This window comes from Kitasatospora sp. NPDC101155 (genome assembly GCF_044768305.1).
In the GTDB taxonomy this organism is placed as follows: Bacteria; Actinomycetota; Actinomycetes; order Streptomycetales; family Streptomycetaceae; genus Kitasatospora.
Map to the genome: position 1 here is coordinate 31,709 of NZ_JBIWPN010000051.1, position 16,201 is coordinate 47,909.

At 71.5% G+C, this 16,201-nt stretch carries 13 protein-coding genes; 4 read left to right on the forward strand and 9 right to left on the reverse strand.

All coding sequences use genetic code 11. From position 1 onward, the window contains the following. Positions 1-219: 219 nt before the first annotated feature. The 5 genes from ACIRYZ_RS39255 to ACIRYZ_RS39275 all read right to left on the reverse strand — a co-directional run bounded on the left by ACIRYZ_RS39255 (position 220) and on the right by ACIRYZ_RS39275 (position 5,141). A complete protein-coding gene (locus ACIRYZ_RS39255) occupies positions 220-1,236 on the reverse strand; it encodes a CU044_5270 family protein (RefSeq protein WP_402953435.1) in 1,017 nt (338 codons plus the stop codon). Next, entirely contained in the window at positions 1,233-1,868 is a 636-nt protein-coding gene (locus ACIRYZ_RS39260) for an RNA polymerase sigma factor (RefSeq protein WP_402953437.1), read from the reverse strand. The genes ACIRYZ_RS39255 and ACIRYZ_RS39260 overlap by 4 nt, the downstream gene beginning before the upstream one ends. Positions 1,869-2,032: 164 nt before the next feature. Then, on the reverse strand, positions 2,033-3,235 hold the full coding sequence (locus tag ACIRYZ_RS39265; RefSeq protein WP_402953439.1) for a HEAT repeat domain-containing protein: 1,203 nt from the start codon (positions 3,233-3,235) through the stop codon (positions 2,033-2,035). A gap of 149 nt (positions 3,236-3,384) precedes the next feature. Next, entirely contained in the window at positions 3,385-3,717 is a 333-nt protein-coding gene (locus ACIRYZ_RS39270) for a hypothetical protein (RefSeq protein WP_402953440.1), read from the reverse strand. Between the two features lie 308 nt (positions 3,718-4,025). After that, positions 4,026-5,141, reverse strand: a complete 1,116-nt coding sequence (locus tag ACIRYZ_RS39275; protein ID WP_402953441.1) for an FAD-dependent oxidoreductase — start codon at positions 5,139-5,141, stop codon at positions 4,026-4,028. Between the two features lie 82 nt (positions 5,142-5,223). Between ACIRYZ_RS39275 and ACIRYZ_RS39280 the strand changes: the two genes are divergently transcribed. After that, positions 5,224-5,904: a TetR/AcrR family transcriptional regulator gene (locus tag ACIRYZ_RS39280; protein WP_402953442.1), complete on the forward strand. Its 681-nt coding sequence runs from the start codon at positions 5,224-5,226 to the stop codon at positions 5,902-5,904. Positions 5,905-6,069: 165 nt separating this feature from the next. On the opposite strand, the gene ACIRYZ_RS39285 is transcribed toward ACIRYZ_RS39280, so the two are convergent. After that, positions 6,070-7,458 (reverse strand): hypothetical protein, encoded by a 1,389-nt coding sequence (locus ACIRYZ_RS39285; RefSeq protein WP_402953443.1) that lies wholly within the window; start codon positions 7,456-7,458, stop codon positions 6,070-6,072. Positions 7,459-8,160: 702 nt separating this feature from the next. Here ACIRYZ_RS39285 and ACIRYZ_RS39290 point away from each other — a divergent pair. Both ACIRYZ_RS39290 and ACIRYZ_RS39295 read left to right on the forward strand, forming a co-directional pair. Further along, entirely contained in the window at positions 8,161-12,198 is a 4,038-nt protein-coding gene (locus ACIRYZ_RS39290) for a DNRLRE domain-containing protein (protein WP_402953444.1), read from the forward strand. Between the two features lie 17 nt (positions 12,199-12,215). Then, entirely contained in the window at positions 12,216-12,650 is a 435-nt protein-coding gene (locus ACIRYZ_RS39295) for a hypothetical protein (RefSeq protein WP_402953445.1), read from the forward strand. A gap of 154 nt (positions 12,651-12,804) precedes the next feature. On the opposite strand, the gene ACIRYZ_RS39300 is transcribed toward ACIRYZ_RS39295, so the two are convergent. The 3 genes from ACIRYZ_RS39300 to ACIRYZ_RS39310 form a co-directional block, all read right to left on the reverse strand. Continuing rightward, the gene (locus ACIRYZ_RS39300; protein WP_402953446.1) at positions 12,805-13,563 is read right to left on the reverse strand and encodes a hypothetical protein; all 759 of its coding nucleotides are present in this window, start codon (positions 13,561-13,563) and stop codon (positions 12,805-12,807) included. Positions 13,564-13,771: 208 nt separating this feature from the next. Beyond that, entirely contained in the window at positions 13,772-14,191 is a 420-nt protein-coding gene (locus ACIRYZ_RS39305; RefSeq protein ID WP_402953447.1) for a hypothetical protein, read from the reverse strand. A 22-nt stretch (positions 14,192-14,213) separates the two neighbouring features. After that, positions 14,214-15,059, reverse strand: a complete 846-nt coding sequence (locus ACIRYZ_RS39310) for an SDR family NAD(P)-dependent oxidoreductase (protein WP_402953448.1) — start codon at positions 15,057-15,059, stop codon at positions 14,214-14,216. 134 nt (positions 15,060-15,193) lie between these two features. Between ACIRYZ_RS39310 and ACIRYZ_RS39315 the strand changes: the two genes are divergently transcribed. Then, entirely contained in the window at positions 15,194-15,769 is a 576-nt protein-coding gene (locus tag ACIRYZ_RS39315; protein ID WP_402953449.1) for a TetR/AcrR family transcriptional regulator, read from the forward strand. The last annotated feature ends 432 nt before the right edge of the window (positions 15,770-16,201 follow it).

The following is a 16,201-nucleotide window of genomic DNA, read 5'->3' on the forward strand; positions in this document are numbered from 1 at the left end:
CCCCCAGCCTTCGGCCGGGGGTACCCCCAGCGCGGGAAACCGGATTCCTCCCCCGGCTGAAGCCGGGAGCATCCTCCGGTTATTCGGTGAAAAATCGGTGCGCCTCCTGGTCGGGCCCCTCACCCCACTCGCCCGCGCGCCGCCAGGGCGGCGCGCGGGCGTGCAGCGGAGCTCGAACGTTGACCTTCTCGGTCGTCGGCGCCCTCAGCGGGCGGCGGCTCAGGCCTGAGGCGCCTGCGCCTGGGTCTGCTGCGCGGTCGGCTGGTCGCCCGCCTTGTCGACGATCGCGCGCTTCACCACGGCGGCCTGGCCGAAGACCGTGCCGGGAGCGCCGAAGTCGCTGCCCTGGTCAACGACTTCGGCGCGCTGGCCGAGGAACGCGTAGCTGTCCCTGTCAAAGATCCATTCCATCCGGGCGCCGTCGGCGACCCGCGCCACCGCGATGCCGTGCCGCCCGGTGATGTCCACCACGTCGTTCTCCAGGGTGACGCCCGGGATCTTCGACGCCGCCTGGTAGAGCGCGGCGGTGACGGCCGGCGGCGCGATCTGCTCCTTCAGCAGCTCGTTGATGGCCTTGAACGCCCGCTCCTCCTTCGGGCGCTTGCCGACGGTCTCGTCGTAGAGCTTCTGCAGCAGCACGTCCGGGTCGGTCGGGAGGGTGGCCAGGTACTCGTACGTCGGGCTCTCCAGGCCGGCCTGGCGGGGCGCCGCCAACTCGGTGTCGTGGCCCGGCAGGCTCGGACTGGCCGCCTCGACGAGCCGGCCGTCCTGCTTGCCGTCCACCGAGAGCCAGATCTCCCGCTTGTGCGGCGTGCTGTCGATCTCGGGCTTGCCGGAGGCGGTGAGCACGTTGTTGGTCACCATGGACTCGATGTAGACGAACTGACCGGGCTTCACATCGCCGGCCGGCCGGCTCGCCGCGACCTGGGCGACGTGGTCCAGCAGCTCCACCGCGCTGGCCGGCGTCACCTGAGCCTTCCCGCCGGACGGCGCCGGCGCCGCGATCGGCGCCTGCGCGGGCTTCACCGGAGGGGTGCCGCCCCCGCTGCTCAGCACGGCCGCCAGCGCCAGGCCGCCGGCCAGGGCCGGCACGGCCACCCAGCCGAGCCGACGCCGCTTCGGACGGACGGTTGCGGTGGTGTTCTCCCGGCTGATCTCGCTCATCAGATGTCCCCTCAACAGCTGGTGGCGGTCGGGGGGGAGCACCGGCTCCCCATGGTCTGGCATCCGGTTCATCGGCTGTTCCCCTCTATCGACCGGACCGCTCCGACGCGGTCATTGCGTACCTGTCCGCCGCCGCTGAAGGGTTCCGTACGTTTTTCCGCCGCGAGTTCCGCGTCCACCAGGATGCGCAGCCGGGCGCGGGCGCGGGACAGCCGGGAGCGCACCGTGCCGACCGGCACGCCCAGCGCCTCGGCGGCCGCGGCATAGTCCAGCCCGGCCCAGACGCACAGGCTGAAGACCTCGCGGTCGCCGCGGCGCAGCTGTGTCAGCGCCCGTCGCGCGGCGGCCAGCCGGCTGCTGTCCTCCAGCCGCCCGACCAGCTCATCGGCGAAGTCCGGTACCGTGTCGCGTTCCGGCAGCCGCTCCATCGCGGCTCGGTGCCGGCGTGCCGCCCGGGCGGTGTTGCGCAGCACGTTGGTGGCGATGCCGAACAGCCAGGGCCGGACGCTCTCGCCGTCCTCGTGCAGCTTGCCGCGCAGCCGCCAGGCCTCCAGATAGGTCAGCGAGACGACGTCCTCCGCCGCCGCCCAGTCCCCCAGTCGCCGTACCGCGTATCCGTAGACCGCCTGTGCGTGCTCATCGAAGATCTCCCCGTACGCGTGTTGGTCGCCGGCGCGAAGGCGCGCCCGCAGTGACAGTTCCACACCTCTCCCTGTCCGCCCGCTCCGGCCGGTTCCCGGTGATCCGCGTCACACGTCTGCGCATGGCCGGGGACGGCTCTCGCAAGGGTCCGCTGGGCGGGTCCGCTGACGGCGGCGCGCCCTGGGACGGACGGGCGAGGCCTGCTCTGCGCTTCCGGCCTCCCCGTCTACATCGCCGGCCCGGGCCGTGGAGTCGCATGCCCGGGGGTGCGGGCGCGAAGCTGGTAGTGGAGGTCGTCGAGGCGGCCCGCGCCGCGGCTGCTGCGGTTCTTGATGCCGCGGCGGATCTCGTCGAGGACCGGCGTGCCGCGTTCGTCGCCGCGCAGGGCCAGGGCGGCGGCGGCTTCGAGGCGGGCGTCGAAGTGGGGGTCGGTGAGGTGGGCCGCCAGCACGCCGCGCAGGTCAGGGGTGTCGACGGCAGAGCGGGTGAGGGCCTGGAGCGCGCTGGTCCGGATGACGGGGGCGGGGTCGTCGGCCAGGCACAGGAGGACGGCGAGGGCGTCGGGGCGGTCGGTCAGGAGGGCGGGGAACGCCAGGGCGACGCACTGGCGGACGCCCGGGTCGGGGTGGTCGGCGTGGGCCAGGACGGCCGGGAGCTCCTCGCGGGAGCAGTAGCCGATGAAGGCCGCGACGACGGCGCGCAGGGCGTACGGGTCCTGCTCGGTGCCCAGCCGGGGCCGGAGGAACTCGGCGGCCTCCCGGTCGAACGGCGGCTCGTCGTTGCCGTTGTCGGGGTTGAAGCCGAAGCCGAGGAAGTTGATCGCGTCGAGCGCGAAGCGCCGGCGGTCGAGCGAGCCGGCCTCCCCGGCGCCCTCGGCCACCGCGCGGGCCCAGTCGAACCTCTCCTGGCTCTCCGGCTCGGCGATCCGGAACAGCGACACGAACCAGTCGTCGTGCTCGGGGTCGGCATGAACCAGGGCGCGGGCCATCAGCTCGTCCGGCGTGCGGTGGACGCCGAGCTTCGCCTCCAGGTCGGTGATGACCGCCCGGTGGGCCGGGGGCGGCACGGACCCGGCACCGGCTCCGGACTCCAGGGCCGCCCGCGCCACCCGCAGCGCGCGGCGGTGCGGACTGTCGGCGCGCAGCGGGTCGCGGTCGGGGGACAGCAGCGCGTTCAGGACCCAGTAGGCGCCGTTCTCGGCGGCCCAGGTGACCGGGTCGACGCCGCCGGCCCAGGGGCGGGTCGGGTCGACGTCCCACACGACCAAGCGGTCGACGACTTCGTGGCGCCCGGCGTACGCGGCGGCGGCCAGCAGGGTGCTGCCGTCGTCGCCGGTGAGTTCGTCGTCGTTCGCCACGTCATCCAGGAACTCGAAGACCGCGGTGTCGTCGCCGCGTTCGATGGCGGCCAGCAGGGCAGGCAGATCCACCGGCCGATCATGCCCGCCGCCCGAACGCCGGGGCGAACGGTTTTCCGCCGGCCGGGGCCGGACGCACGACGGCCGCCCCCGGCGATCGCTCGACCGGGAGACGGCCCTCGGCGGTCGGCCCACACCGGCCGGCGGGGCGAGGATGATTCTCAGCAGGTCACCAGCGCGCGCACGTTCGGGTCGCCCATGACGATGTTGTAGTAGGTCGTGTCAACGCTGGAGTTCGGGGCGATGGTCAGGCACTCGCTCGGGGAGCTGTACACCTTGTAGGTGACCTGCACCCGGACGGTGTCGGCACAACCGTTGGCCACCGTGACCTTCGTGAAGCCACCGAACATCCCGTCGTAGTGGTCGACGTAGCTGACACAGCTCGGCGCAGGCTGGCCGGTGGTCGTCGTGGCGGCCTGGGCCGACCCCTGGACCGCTCCGATCAGGGCGATCGAGCCCACCACCGGGGCGACGATCTTCGCGATCTTCCTCAAGTTTCTCTCCCTCGGATCCGTATGGCATAGGACTGCACAGCGGAAGAAAGGGATTCACATACCATCGGGAAAGGAGCCCCCAGGTGAATCCGACAGCCACGCTAGTGCGGACGCGTCAGCCCGGACAGCGCGCTTCGAGCTTCTCTATTGAGAGGTTTGCTGACGAAGTTCTGGCACCCCAGGATTCACAGCACCGCCTCCAGGCGCACCTTGCGCTTGCCCACCGAACCGTTCCGGTGAGGACCAGCGCGACGGGCGGATAGCCCCGCGGGGATCGCAGGCGGCGCGTCAGGTGGATACGGTCGCATTCAGGCAGGTTGGAAGAATGCGAGCATCTTCTGACTGGCGTCCGGCGACGCCAGGATTTCCTGGACGTGCGCGGACTGCCGGCCGGCAGTGCTGGCGCGTTCGAACATCTCGCGTTCGTATTCGTTGACGGCTGCGGGAAAGTCGTCCCGGTGCGCGGTCAGCGCGAGGCCGAGCAGGGCCCCGTCGAGCAGCGCCATGTTGGCGCCCTGCCCCACCGGCGGCATCAGGTGCGCGGCATCGCCAAGCAGCGTGACGCCTGGCATCGACGGCCAGGTCAGGCCGACCGGGAGAGTGGTGATCGACCGTGGCAGGATCATGTCGTCGCAGGCCGCGATCAGTGCGGTGAACCGTGAGTCCCAGCCGGCGAACAGGTCGATCAGCCGCACCCGGGCAGCGGCCGGGTCGTCGAACGGGATCCTGCTGGTGGCGAACCAGTCCTCGGCGGTGTTGTAGAAGCTGAGGTAGACGCGTACGCGGCCGTCGCCGTTGCGCTGCGCCGACAGGGATTGTCCGTTGCCGAGCACCCAGTAGTTGCCGCGCCCGACCATCGCCGCGAGGTCGGGGTGGGTGCGGTCGATGTCGGGGATGCCGAGTTCGACGACGTTTTGGCCGGTGTGTGCCGGTCGGGCGGCGGTGAGCAGTGCGCGGACCCGGGACTGCGCGCCGTCGGCGCCGACCAGCAGGTCATACGGCGCACTGCTGCCGTCGGCGAAGTGCAGCAGGCCGTTGTCGGCGGATTCGAACGCGTGCCCCCAGTGCACCGTGCGTTCGGGGAGCGAGTCCAGCAACAGGTTGCGCAGATCGGCACGGTCGACCTCGGGTCGCTCGAGCGGGGCGTCGTCGGGCGTGTCCTCCTGCAGCAGCAGGGTGCCGTCCGGCTCTAGCAGACGCAGGTCCTGGCCCGCGCGACGGGCAATCGCGTGGAACCGGTCGATCAGGCCGGCCTCGCGCATCGCTCGCTGCCCGGTCCCGGAGTGCAGATCGAGCATGCCGCCCTGGCCGCGCGCGCCGCGCGACGATTCACGTTCGTACACGACAGCGTCGATGCCGTTCACGTGCAGCACACGGGCAAGGGCCAGGCCGCCCAAGCCGGCTCCAACGATGGCGATGACCACGGGGCCCCCAAATTCACCGTATCGCTCGATACACTGTATCGGCGAGGTCACCGTATCACCCAAGCGATGTATCGTCAGCGGCATGTTGGTGTGGGAGCGGCCGGAGCCGCCGGATCGACCAGTACTGGCCCCACTGAGCCGGGAGCGGATCGTACGAGTGGCGGTCCGACTCGCCGACGAGGACGGCCTGGCGGCGGTGTCGCTGCGCAAGGTCGCCGGCGCACTGGACGTCGGGCCGATGCGGCTGTACGGCTACATCGCCACCAAGGAGGAGCTGCTCGAGCTGATGGTCGATGCGGTCTACGCCGAGATCCGGCCGGCCGGCGACGGTTGGCGGGAGGTGCTGCATTCCCTTGCCGTAACCACCCGACACGCCGCTCACCAGCACGAATGGTTCGCCGACCTGATCGGTGGGCGCCCGCAGCTCGGGCCGCACACGCTGGCCACCGGGGAGGCCGTGGTGGCCGCGATGGGCGGCGTCGACCTGGACGCAAGCGTGCCGGCGATCGCCGCGGTCAACGCGTATGTGATCGGCGCGGTGCGCCGGGAGGTTGCCGAGCGGCGCGCCGAGCGGGCCACCGGGACGGACAAGGAGCAGTGGCAGGCCGCCTTCGGGCCGTACCTGGAGCGAACCTTCGCAACGGGCCGGTTCCCCACGATGGCCACGGTCGTACGCGATGGCCCTCACCTGGACGCCGACCAGACCTTCCGGACCGGCCTCGACTTCCTCCTCGACGGCATCGAAGCCCGCATCTCAAGCTGACGCGCGGCCGAGCGGGATCGTTCGGTCCCCCTCGCGTCTCTTCGGAGTCGGCGGACCGTCGCCCAGCCCGCCGCAAAGGAAGATGAGGCGGGCCGGGCATTCTGTTACGCGAGGTGTGACGGGCCGACCCGGCTGGCCCGGCCTGGACCGGACCAGCCGAGGGTGTCACCCGTGGCGGTGATGGTCGCAGCAGTCGGAGAGCTGGAAGGAGGCGATACGGGTGTTCCAGTTTCCGGTGCCGTCAGCCGGTTGGTACTGGTTGGTGTACCAGAACGTGCACTCGTCCACCGGGTCGATCGCCATGGAGGTGTAGTCACCCCAGCGGTTGCTCCCGGTCTGGGAGCCCGCGCCGGTCCACACGGTTGTCTCTTTGAACGTCATCAGGTTCGGCGGGTCGTCCGCCAGACGTCCGGTGACGCGGATCGAGGGACGGTCCTGGGAGGACGACGCCGAGTATCCCAGGGCGATGTCGCCGTCCTTGTCCTGGGCTGCGGAGCCCATCCACCGGTAGTTGGGCCCCGGAGCGTAGGTGCCCTGCTGGCGAACGACCGGTCGGCCGTGCTTCAGCCGCAGTTCGTACCAGCGCACCCCCACGCCGCCGGGCGCGTCGACCGCGTGGTTGACGACCAGGGACTGGTGGTCGCCGAAGTTGCGGTAGGCGAGCCGGTACATCGCGGAGTAGGAGAGCGAGTCCAGTTTCTGGGTGGTTCCGGCCTGGGGGACGCAACGGGTGGGATCGGTGTTCTGGCAGGCCGGGGTGTAGGGGGCCACCGGCAGCTCCCCCGGGCCCGTGACGGTGGTGCGGGTCTGGTCCGCCCAGTCGACGTGGAACCGCCAGTACTGCAGGCTGTTGTCGGCGGGGTTGAGGGCCATCAGCAGGTTGGGCTCGCCCTGTGGGGGCGGGGTCGTGCCGTCGAGGTCCGAGCCGAGCGGGATGGTCGGTGACGGGATGATGTAGCACTGCTGGTCGGCGTCGGCTCCGCGCAGCATCCTGTGCCGGTCCCAGGCGCACGCCTCGAAGTACGGCCCGCCGGTGAAAGCCGCGTAGTAGGCGTCCGGCCACACCGAGACCTTCGGGTGGTCGATGAAGTGCTGGTATCCGAACTCGTACCGGTAGTACTCGCCGGTGGCGTCTTCGGTGGTGGACACGCCCACGCACAGTCGATTCGTGTTGCCCGTCTCGTCGAGGGCGAACTGGTTGATGATCCAGCGGCGGGCCAGGGAGTCCCAGCGGACCACGGGATCCCCGATGTCGACGTTCTGAGACGTCTCGCACGGTCCGCCGAACCCGGTGAACAGGGTTTGGGTCGTCAGCGGCCCCAGCAGCGTGGCACCGGTCTTGGAGTACACCGCGAGGTCGTAGTTGGTGATCTCCACGATCTGGCTGGAGCCCACCGAGGCGTTGGGGTCGGGAGGGACGCCCCCGGCTTCCCGGATGCCATCGAAACCGACGCCCAACTGGATCGGGTCCCGGTTGCCGTCGTGGTCCTGCACCACCTGATCCGGACGGGAGCCCTTGGTGAGGGACGGGCGCGGCACCTTTCCGGGGGGCATGACGCCGGGGGTGGACCGGCGCTCCCCTGATCTCTGCCCCAGTTCACGCAACGGTGGCGAGGTGTCATGGTGCAGCGCGGGTCCGGAGTCAGGAGACCGAGCAGCCTGCTGCGAGTGGCCGGCCGGCTCGAGTACGGCTCTGACGGCAGGCGTGGCGGACCACGCCGGGGCGGCCACCAGCGCGGCTCCCATCGAGGCGACGGCGACGATCGAACGCAAGGCACGGGATACGTGCATCAATCCTCCGAGCGGGTCGGTGAACCAACCCGCTCGGCCGTCTGGTGACGGCATCGTACGAGCAGCCCCCATCCGCGTACGGCGGCTGTCGCGACCTCCCGGCGCCCCGGGCACGCCGGGGCACGTTTCCAGGCCGCAGCATGAGGGCGGACGACTCATCTGCGGGTGTGGCAAAGCCCAGTTATCCACCTCGTCCACCGGACGCCGGGGTGATCGGTGCCGTGTCGGGTGCGGCTCAGCCTTATGGCGCTGCCTGCATGACGGCCATTCGGGAACTCACCGCCACGTCCTGTGGTGGGCCTGGATTTCACATTCGTACGTGCAAAGTGCGTCACGATCTCATCAATTTCTTAAGGAAATATTCAGAATCTGGACTGATTTGCCCCGAATTATCGCGATCACCGCCCTTGGTGATCTTGCCTATGCTCCGGATCGCTTCGACCAAGAGTGAGTCAAGGAGCCCCCATGTATGTTCCAAGGCGGACCCTCGCCGGTCCGCTGTCCCTCGCGGTGGCGCTGTCACTGTCGCTGTCGCTGGCCGGCGGAGCGCCGATCGCGTTCGCGGCCAAGCCGCAGCCCAAGCCCTCCCCCGGCAAGCCGCCGACGGCGGCCGCCATCGACCCGACCGGCAGCATCGCCGCCGCCCGGGTCGCCGCGCGCACCACCGGCCAGCGCGTCGAGGCGGTGTCCGAGCGCAGCGAGGTGTCCACCACCTGGGTCAACCCGGACGGCACGCTCACCACCGAACTTGCCGCCGGACCGGTGCGCTTCCTGCGCGACGGCACATGGACCGACGTCGACCTGACTCTCAAGCGGGCGCCCGACGGCTCGGTGGCCCCCGCCGCGCACCCGCACGCGATGAAGCTGGCCGGCCCCGGCGGCAAGCGGCCCCGCACCCTCGCCGAGTCACAGGCCCTCACCGCGCCCGCCGCCGCGGAGCCCGCCTGCACCCTGGTGTCGCTCGGCTCCGGCGACGACGAGCTGGCGCTGGAGTGGAAGGGCGGCCTGCCCGCGCCCGAGCTGGACGGCCCGCGCGCCGTCTACCGGGACGCCGTCGGCGACGGCGACGGCGACCTCGTCGTCGAGGCCAACCGCAACGGCTTCGAGCAGTTCGTCACGCTCAAGAAGCGCCCGGTGAACGGGAGTTACTCGTACACCATGCCGTTCCGGGCCAAGGGTCTGAAGGCCGTGGCCCAGCCGGACGGCGGCGTGCTGTTCACCGACCGGAAGAACGGGCGCAAGCGCGCCGTGCTGCCCGCGCCGGTGATGTGGGACGCCACCACCGTGGCCGGGTCGAGCGAGCACCCCCGGCAGGCGAAGGTGGACCTCAAGGTCGTCCAGCACGGTGACGACGTCGACCTGGTCTTCACCCCCGACGCCGCCTTCCTGGCCGACCCGGCCACCGCCTACCCGGTGACCGTCGACCCGTCCACCAGCGGGCTCGGCAACGCCCTCGACACCCGGGTCCAGAAGGGCGAGACGGTCGACTGGTCGGCCGACGTCGAGCTGTACTGGGGCAACCCCGGCACCAAGAACGCCGACGGCAGCTCGCGCGAGGCCCGTTCGCTGATCAACTGGAACACCTCCTCGATCGCGGACGCGCTGGTCCAGAACGCCACGCTGTCGCTGTACAACATCCACTCCGGCAACACCGACTGCCTGCCCTACACCTGGGAGGTGTGGGACACCGGGCTCGCCTCCACCGCCTCGCGCTGGACCAACCAGCCGGCCTGGAACGCAAAGAAGGCCAGTTCCACCGAGACCAAGGGCCGCGACAACTGCGGCGGCGACGGCTGGATCACCGCCAACGTCACCGACCTCGTCCAGACCTGGGCCTCGGCGAAGAACCAGGTCTCCGGGATGGGCCTGCGGGCGCCCGACGAGGTCAGCACCAAGTACTGGAAGGAGGTGAACTCCGCCAACGCCGCCACCAACGTGCCCAAGCTGACGGTCAACTACAACTACCGTCCGCGCACCGGCACCAAGCAGGAGGCCGGTCCGCCGTTCCTCCAGGACGGCACCGGCACCTGGCGGGTCGACACCACCACCCCGGTGCTCCGGGACACCTTCGTCGACCCCGACGGCGACAAGGTGACCGGCACCTTCCAGCTGGTCGACGCCATCTCCGGCGCCCAGGTCGGCAACGTCAACGTCTCCGGCTACGTGCCCAGCGGCACCCCCGCCGAGGTCACCGTGCCGGCGGGCCTGCTCCAGTACGGCCACACCTACCGGTTCCGCACCTCGCCCTACGACGGCCTGCACTACAACCTGGGCTGGTCCGCCTGGGCCACCTTCAGTGTCAGCCCGCTGCCGGACGTGCCGAGCCAGCTGCAGACCGGCGCCCAGCAGACCCTCACTCCGGTGCTCTCCGCCCTGGTCACCAACCCCAACCAGGGCCGGGTCCGGACCGAGTTCGTGCTCAAGGGCCGCAACGGCCAGCCGCTGCCGACCTCGATCGCCCCGGTGTGGGCGGAGAGCGGCACCCGGGCCTCCGTCCAGCTGCCGGACGGCGCGGTGAGCGACGGCGGCGACTACACCTGGACCGCGCGCGCCTGCGCCGCCGTCGGCTGCTCCGTGTGGACCCCCGACCAGCCGCTGGCCGTCCGCGTCCAGGCCCCGCCGGTCCCGCCCGCGCCGACCACCGTGGTCCTCACCGGCCCCGCCCTCGCGGACGCCTCAACAGCCACCGCCGGCGGCGGCTGCGACACCGGCACGTGCCCGGCCGCCGACACGGGCGAGCTGCGGATCGGCACCACGCCCGACGGCAGCAGCTGGACCAGCTGGCTCAAACCCGACCTGTCGGCCGTCCCGGCCGGCTCCCGGGTGATCGGCGGCAAGCTCGCCCTGACCCGCTCGGACTGCGCGGCCGGTAGCGCCGGCTGCGACGAGACCGCCGTGGACGTCTTCCAGCTCGGCAGCGCGTGGGCTCCCGGCCAGGGCGGTGCGGCGCTGACCACGGCCGCCGGCGCCGAGAGCTACGCCTCCGCCGCCAAGCTGTCGGAGACCGACCTGTCCGCGCTGGTCGGCTCGTGGATCGAGAAGGGCGAGGCCTACGGCCTGGCGCTGCGTGCGCCGGCAGGCTGGACCGGCACGGCCCGCTACTTCTCGGCCACCGCCGCCGACCCGGCGCGGCGGCCCAAGCTGACCCTCGACTACCTGGCGCCGACCGCTCCGGGCGCGGCCGAACAGGTCACCGCCGTCGGTGGCGACACCGCTCTGGTCGTCACCTGGAACGCCCCGGCCGACCGTGGTTCGGTCGGCGACGTCGGCTACACCGTCCGGGTCGAGACCTCGGCCGGCGTCCCGGTCCAGGAGGTCACCACCGGCGATCTGCGGGCCACGTTCACCGGCCTGGACAACGCCCGCTCCTACCGCGCGGTGGTCACCGCCAGGAACAGCTACGGCGCCGCCGCCCCGGTCGCCTCGACAGTGGTCCAGGGCACCCCGACGGCCGGCGGCCCGAACCAGTACCGCGGCTACGTGCAGGAGTACCTGGACGCCCGCAACAAGATCAAGATGAAGGCCGGGTTCACCGCGCCGGACGCCGCCGCCGAGGCCGCGCACGGCACCGTCTTCGTCGACTTGCTGGCCACCCAGGAGGCCTCGCTGGTCGCCAACCGCGAGGCGCTGGCGACCCAGAACCAGCTGTACACGGCTGCGGCGGTCACCCTGACCGACGTGGTGGTCGACCAGCAGACGGCCGGCAAGGTCGTCGTACGGGCCACCGTCAAGGACTCGGTGATGATCCGGTCGGGCGGCGTGGACTCGCCGAGCGAGAGCGTGGGCGCGAAGCGGTTCGAGTTCACCGTCGGCACCGCCGCGGTCCTGGTCTCCGAGGCCGACGACCTCGCGGCCCAGCAGCAGCTGTCCTCCTCCGCGACCGCGCAGGCCCAGGTCGAGGTGGCCGACGCCGCGCAGCCCGACCCGGCGGACGCCCAGAAGGCCGTGCCCCTGGACGCCAACGGCTTCCCGCTCCAGCCGGCGCAGCCGACCGCCGGCGCCGTCCAGACCGGGTACAACTACAACGGCACCGCCGACTGGGCCCGCCGCAACGTCAACATCGGCTGGGACTTCCCCCAGGACTGCACCAACTTCGTCTCCAAGGCCCTGTACTACGGTGGCGGCATGCGCACCCGGTACGGCTTCAAGACCTGGGACGGTGCCTGGTGGACCAACGACTACTGGTTGTTCGGCTGGCACAAGAACCGCAGCTACACGTGGGCCGGCGCGGCCAACCTGCACCGGCACCTGCTGAACTACCGGTACTCGACCTGGCTGCGCTGGACCTCCGAGGCCCGCCCGGGTGACGTGGTGTTCTTCAAGTGGCGCGACGAGCCGCGGATCAACCACGCCGCGGTCGTGGTCAGCTGGGGCGCCCAGATGGAACTGCGCCAGCACGGCCGGAAGGGCGTCACCACCCTGAACGAGGTGCTGTCCTACTACCGGCAGAAGGGCGAGCCGATCGAGTGGTTCGTCGTCGTCCGTCCGCTCGGGACCAACTGATGGCGGCGGGGCGGCCGGTGACGGCCGTACTGGCGGCCGCGCTCTCGGCCGCCCTCCTGGCCGGCTGTTCGAGCGGCGCCGAGGAGGCCCGGCTGGAGCACTCGGCCGACTACTCCGCCCATCCGCACCTGAAGGTCACCGGCTACCCCGTGCCGGAGACGCTGGGCCTGGCACAGCAGGTGGTGTGGCGGCTGGCCGACGGCTCCGCGGACCGGCTGGTGAAGCTGGCCGCTGCGGAGGGCACGGCCGACGCGCGCCGGGCGGCGGCCGAGGAGTGGGTCCGCGCCTACGGGCCGGGCGCCGCCGGGGAGGTCACCGCCGACTTCGGCGACGACCCGGCGAACCGGCAGACCGTACGGCTCACCTTCCACGGGACCGGCCAGGTGAAGGAGCTGACGCTCCGCCTGGACGGTCGTGACGGCGGGGGCGGCTGGCGGGTTCTGCTGACCTGATCCCGCCGGGGCGGCCGGTCGTGGCCCGGACGCGGAAACGAACGGTCGGGCACTCCTGCACGGAGTGCCCGACCGTTCGGCGTTTCCCGGCCGGGACGAACCCGGCCAGGAGTCTGGTGAAGACCTTGAAAACGCGCGAGCGGGGCGGCCGCCGCTACTGCAGGATGCCGACCGCCCTCGCCACCACCAGCACCACCGTGATCAGCGACACGGCCGACTGCGTCATCATCAGCAGCTTCGCCCAGACCGACAGCGGCATGGTGTCCGTCGGGCTGAAGGCGCAGGCGTTGGTGAACGCCACGTACAAGTAGTCCGGGTAGGAGGGCTCCCAGCCCGGCTCCGCGATGCCCTCCTGCTGCATCTGGGGGAAGAGGAAGTCCGGGTACGACTTCACCCCCTGGGCGCGGGCCGCCGGGCCGCCTCGGTCCCACTCCCAGTACCAGAGCGAAAAGGCGATGATGTTGGTCGCCCAGACCGCGCCGCCGGTACCGAGCAGCGCCAGCGCGCCCGGTGAGGCAGAAGTGTGGATCAGGTCGCCCACCAGCTTCACCGCCGACCAGCCGTTGGCCAGGCTGATCACGGCCACCAGGGCCAGGCTCAGCGAGCGCAGCAACTGCGACGTCTGGTCGATGCGCTTGTGCGGGTTGAGGACCACCAGGGCCACCAGCAGCGCCAGCTCCAGGGTGGGCAGCATCCAATGCGGGTGGATGGTCAGGCGGGTCGGCAGGGCCAGCTGCAGGCCCACGGCGACCAGGATGGCCACCGACACCGCCCAGCGTTGCTCACCGAGTGTGACCGAGCGCCACGCCGGACGCTCCGGCTTCTCGGGCTCCAGGAGCCGCTCGATCCGCTCCAACCTGCGGTGCAGTGCCTCGGAGAGCTGCGCCGAGGCATGATGTTCCTGCTCAGTCATGGCGCACAGTGTGTCAGGCGTCCACTTTCACGATCGCAGTGGTCTCGGATGCGGGGAAGAGCCCGCCGAGGCGCCTGCTCGGCGGGGCGGCTACCGGGTGTCGCCAGTGGAAGACGAGGCGGACGGGGGCACCCCGGCCGGCGCCGTTGCCGGCGACCAGGCGGTCCGGGCCCTGGTCCTCAGGGGGCCGGGCTACCGGTGCGCTGGCTCAGCCGGACAGGACCGCCGAGGTGGTGATTCGCCAGCCGTCCGGCGTGCGGGCGAGGAAGTAGAACACGCGGGGGCGCTGGAACTCGGCGCCCGAGCGGTCGTAGCGGGCCCAGCTCACCTCGATGGTGACCGCCCGTTCGTTCAGCTCCCGGACGGCCGGGTCCAGTGCCTCGCTGCCGCCGTAGTCGAGGTCGCGCAGGGCGGCCAGCTCGTGGGCGAGCCCGGCGGTCAGCTGCTCGGCCGAGGTGAGGACCGTGTGCGCGCTGCCGGTGGTCACGGTCAGGGGCACCGCGAAGTACTCCAGCAACGGCGCCGGGTCGGTCCCGCCGGCCGCGGCGAGTTCGATGAAGGTGGCCGCATAGCGGTCGAACAACCGCTTCGCGTCCGTTGCGGCGCGCGACAGGTCTGCGGTGGACACGGGCGGATCTTCTCCTCGTCGTTCAGCGGACCCAGGCACGGGTGAGGGCCTGGACGGCGGAGCCGTCGAGGTCGGCGAGCGTGGTGGCGACGAAGTCGCGGGCCCACTGCGAGGTCTGGACGCGGAAGGCCGGACGGTCGGCGGTCAGGGCCTCGATGATCGGGGCGGCGGCCTCGGCCGGGGTCTGGGCGTTGCCGTAGGACTGCTGGATGTGGGCGATGTACGCCTGGAGGGCCGGGGCGTAGGGTCCGGCGGCGGCGATCAGGGCGGGGATGTCCAGGCCGATGTTGGCGACGAACTCGCTGGAAACCGCACCGGGCTCGACGACGGTGACGTCGACGCCGACGGTGGCGGCGGCGGGGGCGAGGGACTGCATGAAGCCCTCGACGGCGAACTTGGCCGCGCAGTAGGCCTCGTTGAAGGGCTGGCCGACCACGCCGCCGATGCTGGTGACGGTGATCACCCGGCCTTGGGCGGCGCGCAGGTGGGGCAGGGCGGCGCGGGTGGTGGCCACCACGCCGAAGAAGTTGACCTCCATGGCGGAGCGGACCTCGTCGACGCTCATCAGTTCGATGGTGCCGACCTGGGCGGCGCCGGCGTTGTTGATCAGCGCGTCGAGGCGGCCGTGCTCGGCGATCACCTCGTCCAGGCAGGCGGCGATGCTCTCGGGGTCGACCACGTCCAGGCGCTTGACCTGAATGCGGTCGGCGACGTCGTTCTCGGCGGCGGCCTTCAGCAGCGCATCGGCCTTGCCCGTGTCGCGCATGGTCGCGATGGCGGTCCAGCCGGCCTGGGCGGCGCCGACGGCGGCGGCCAGGCCGATGCCGGAGGACGTGCCGGTGATCAGAACCGTCTTCGGGGAGGTCATGAGGGTCTTCCTTGCGTGTGGAGTGCGACGGAGCGGACAATGCCATAACCGGGGAGTTCCCCGGTTAGCTGCCAACGTAACCGGGGAACTCCCCGGTTGTCCAGATAGACTGATCCCGACGAAGGGAAACAGCCTTGACCACCCAGCCGAGCGCGTTGCGTGCCGATGCCCGCCGCAACCGGGAACGCATCCTCGAAGCGGCCGTGCGTGCCTTCTCCGAGAAGGGCGCGGACGTTGCGATCGACACGATCGCCAAGGCCGCGGGCGTCGGCTCGGCCACGCTCTACCGCCACTTCCCCACCCGCGAGGCGCTGGTCGAGGCCGCCTACCGCAACGAGCTCGCCCGCGTCTGCGACCGCGCCGCGAAGCTGCTGGCCGACAACCCGCCGGACCGGGCGATGCGCCTGTGGATGGACGACTTCATCGACTACCTGGCCGCCAAGCAGGGCATGGCGGACGCCCTGCGGGCCGCGGTCGCCTCCGGCGCGGACCCCTTCGCCGAAACCCTCGACAAGCTCGCCACCGCGATCGCCACCCTGCTGCACGCCGACACCGAAGCCGGCCTCCTGCGCCCGGACATCGACCCCCTCGACGTCGGCTTCAGCCTCAGCGGCATAGCGCTGATCACCAGCGACCCCGCCCAACGCGAACGGGCCGGCCGCCTCCTCGACCTGCTCCTCGACGGCCTCCGCCACGGCACAGGCCGATAGCCCATCCCCCGGGCGCGCCGCACGACGGGCGGCCGGCAGAAGCGGAGCGTCGGACCACGCACGCCGTCCCGGCCTCGGATCCGGCCGCGGCGCGCCGCCGGCCTGGAGGGCGGGAGCTGTTCAGCGCCGCGGGGCGCGAGTGCCACGGGGCCCGGCCGGTGGGAGGCGAGCTGCGCCGAAGGCACGGCGTGATTGCGCTGGCCGGCGGCCCGGTGGTGCTGTGGCGGGCCGCCGTGACGGGAATGCTAGACCCGCGCGTCGACGGTGGCCAGGGCTTTGGCCTGCCATCTTTCGGTCGGCGTTCGAGGTTGTCGGGGAACGGCACGAGGGCCTGTGCCCGCGCGTTTCGCGCGGGCACAGGCCCTCGTGGGTCACCCCGGTGATCCCTGTCCGGTCCCCGAGGCACGGGGGGAAGCCGAATCCTCGGCTTAG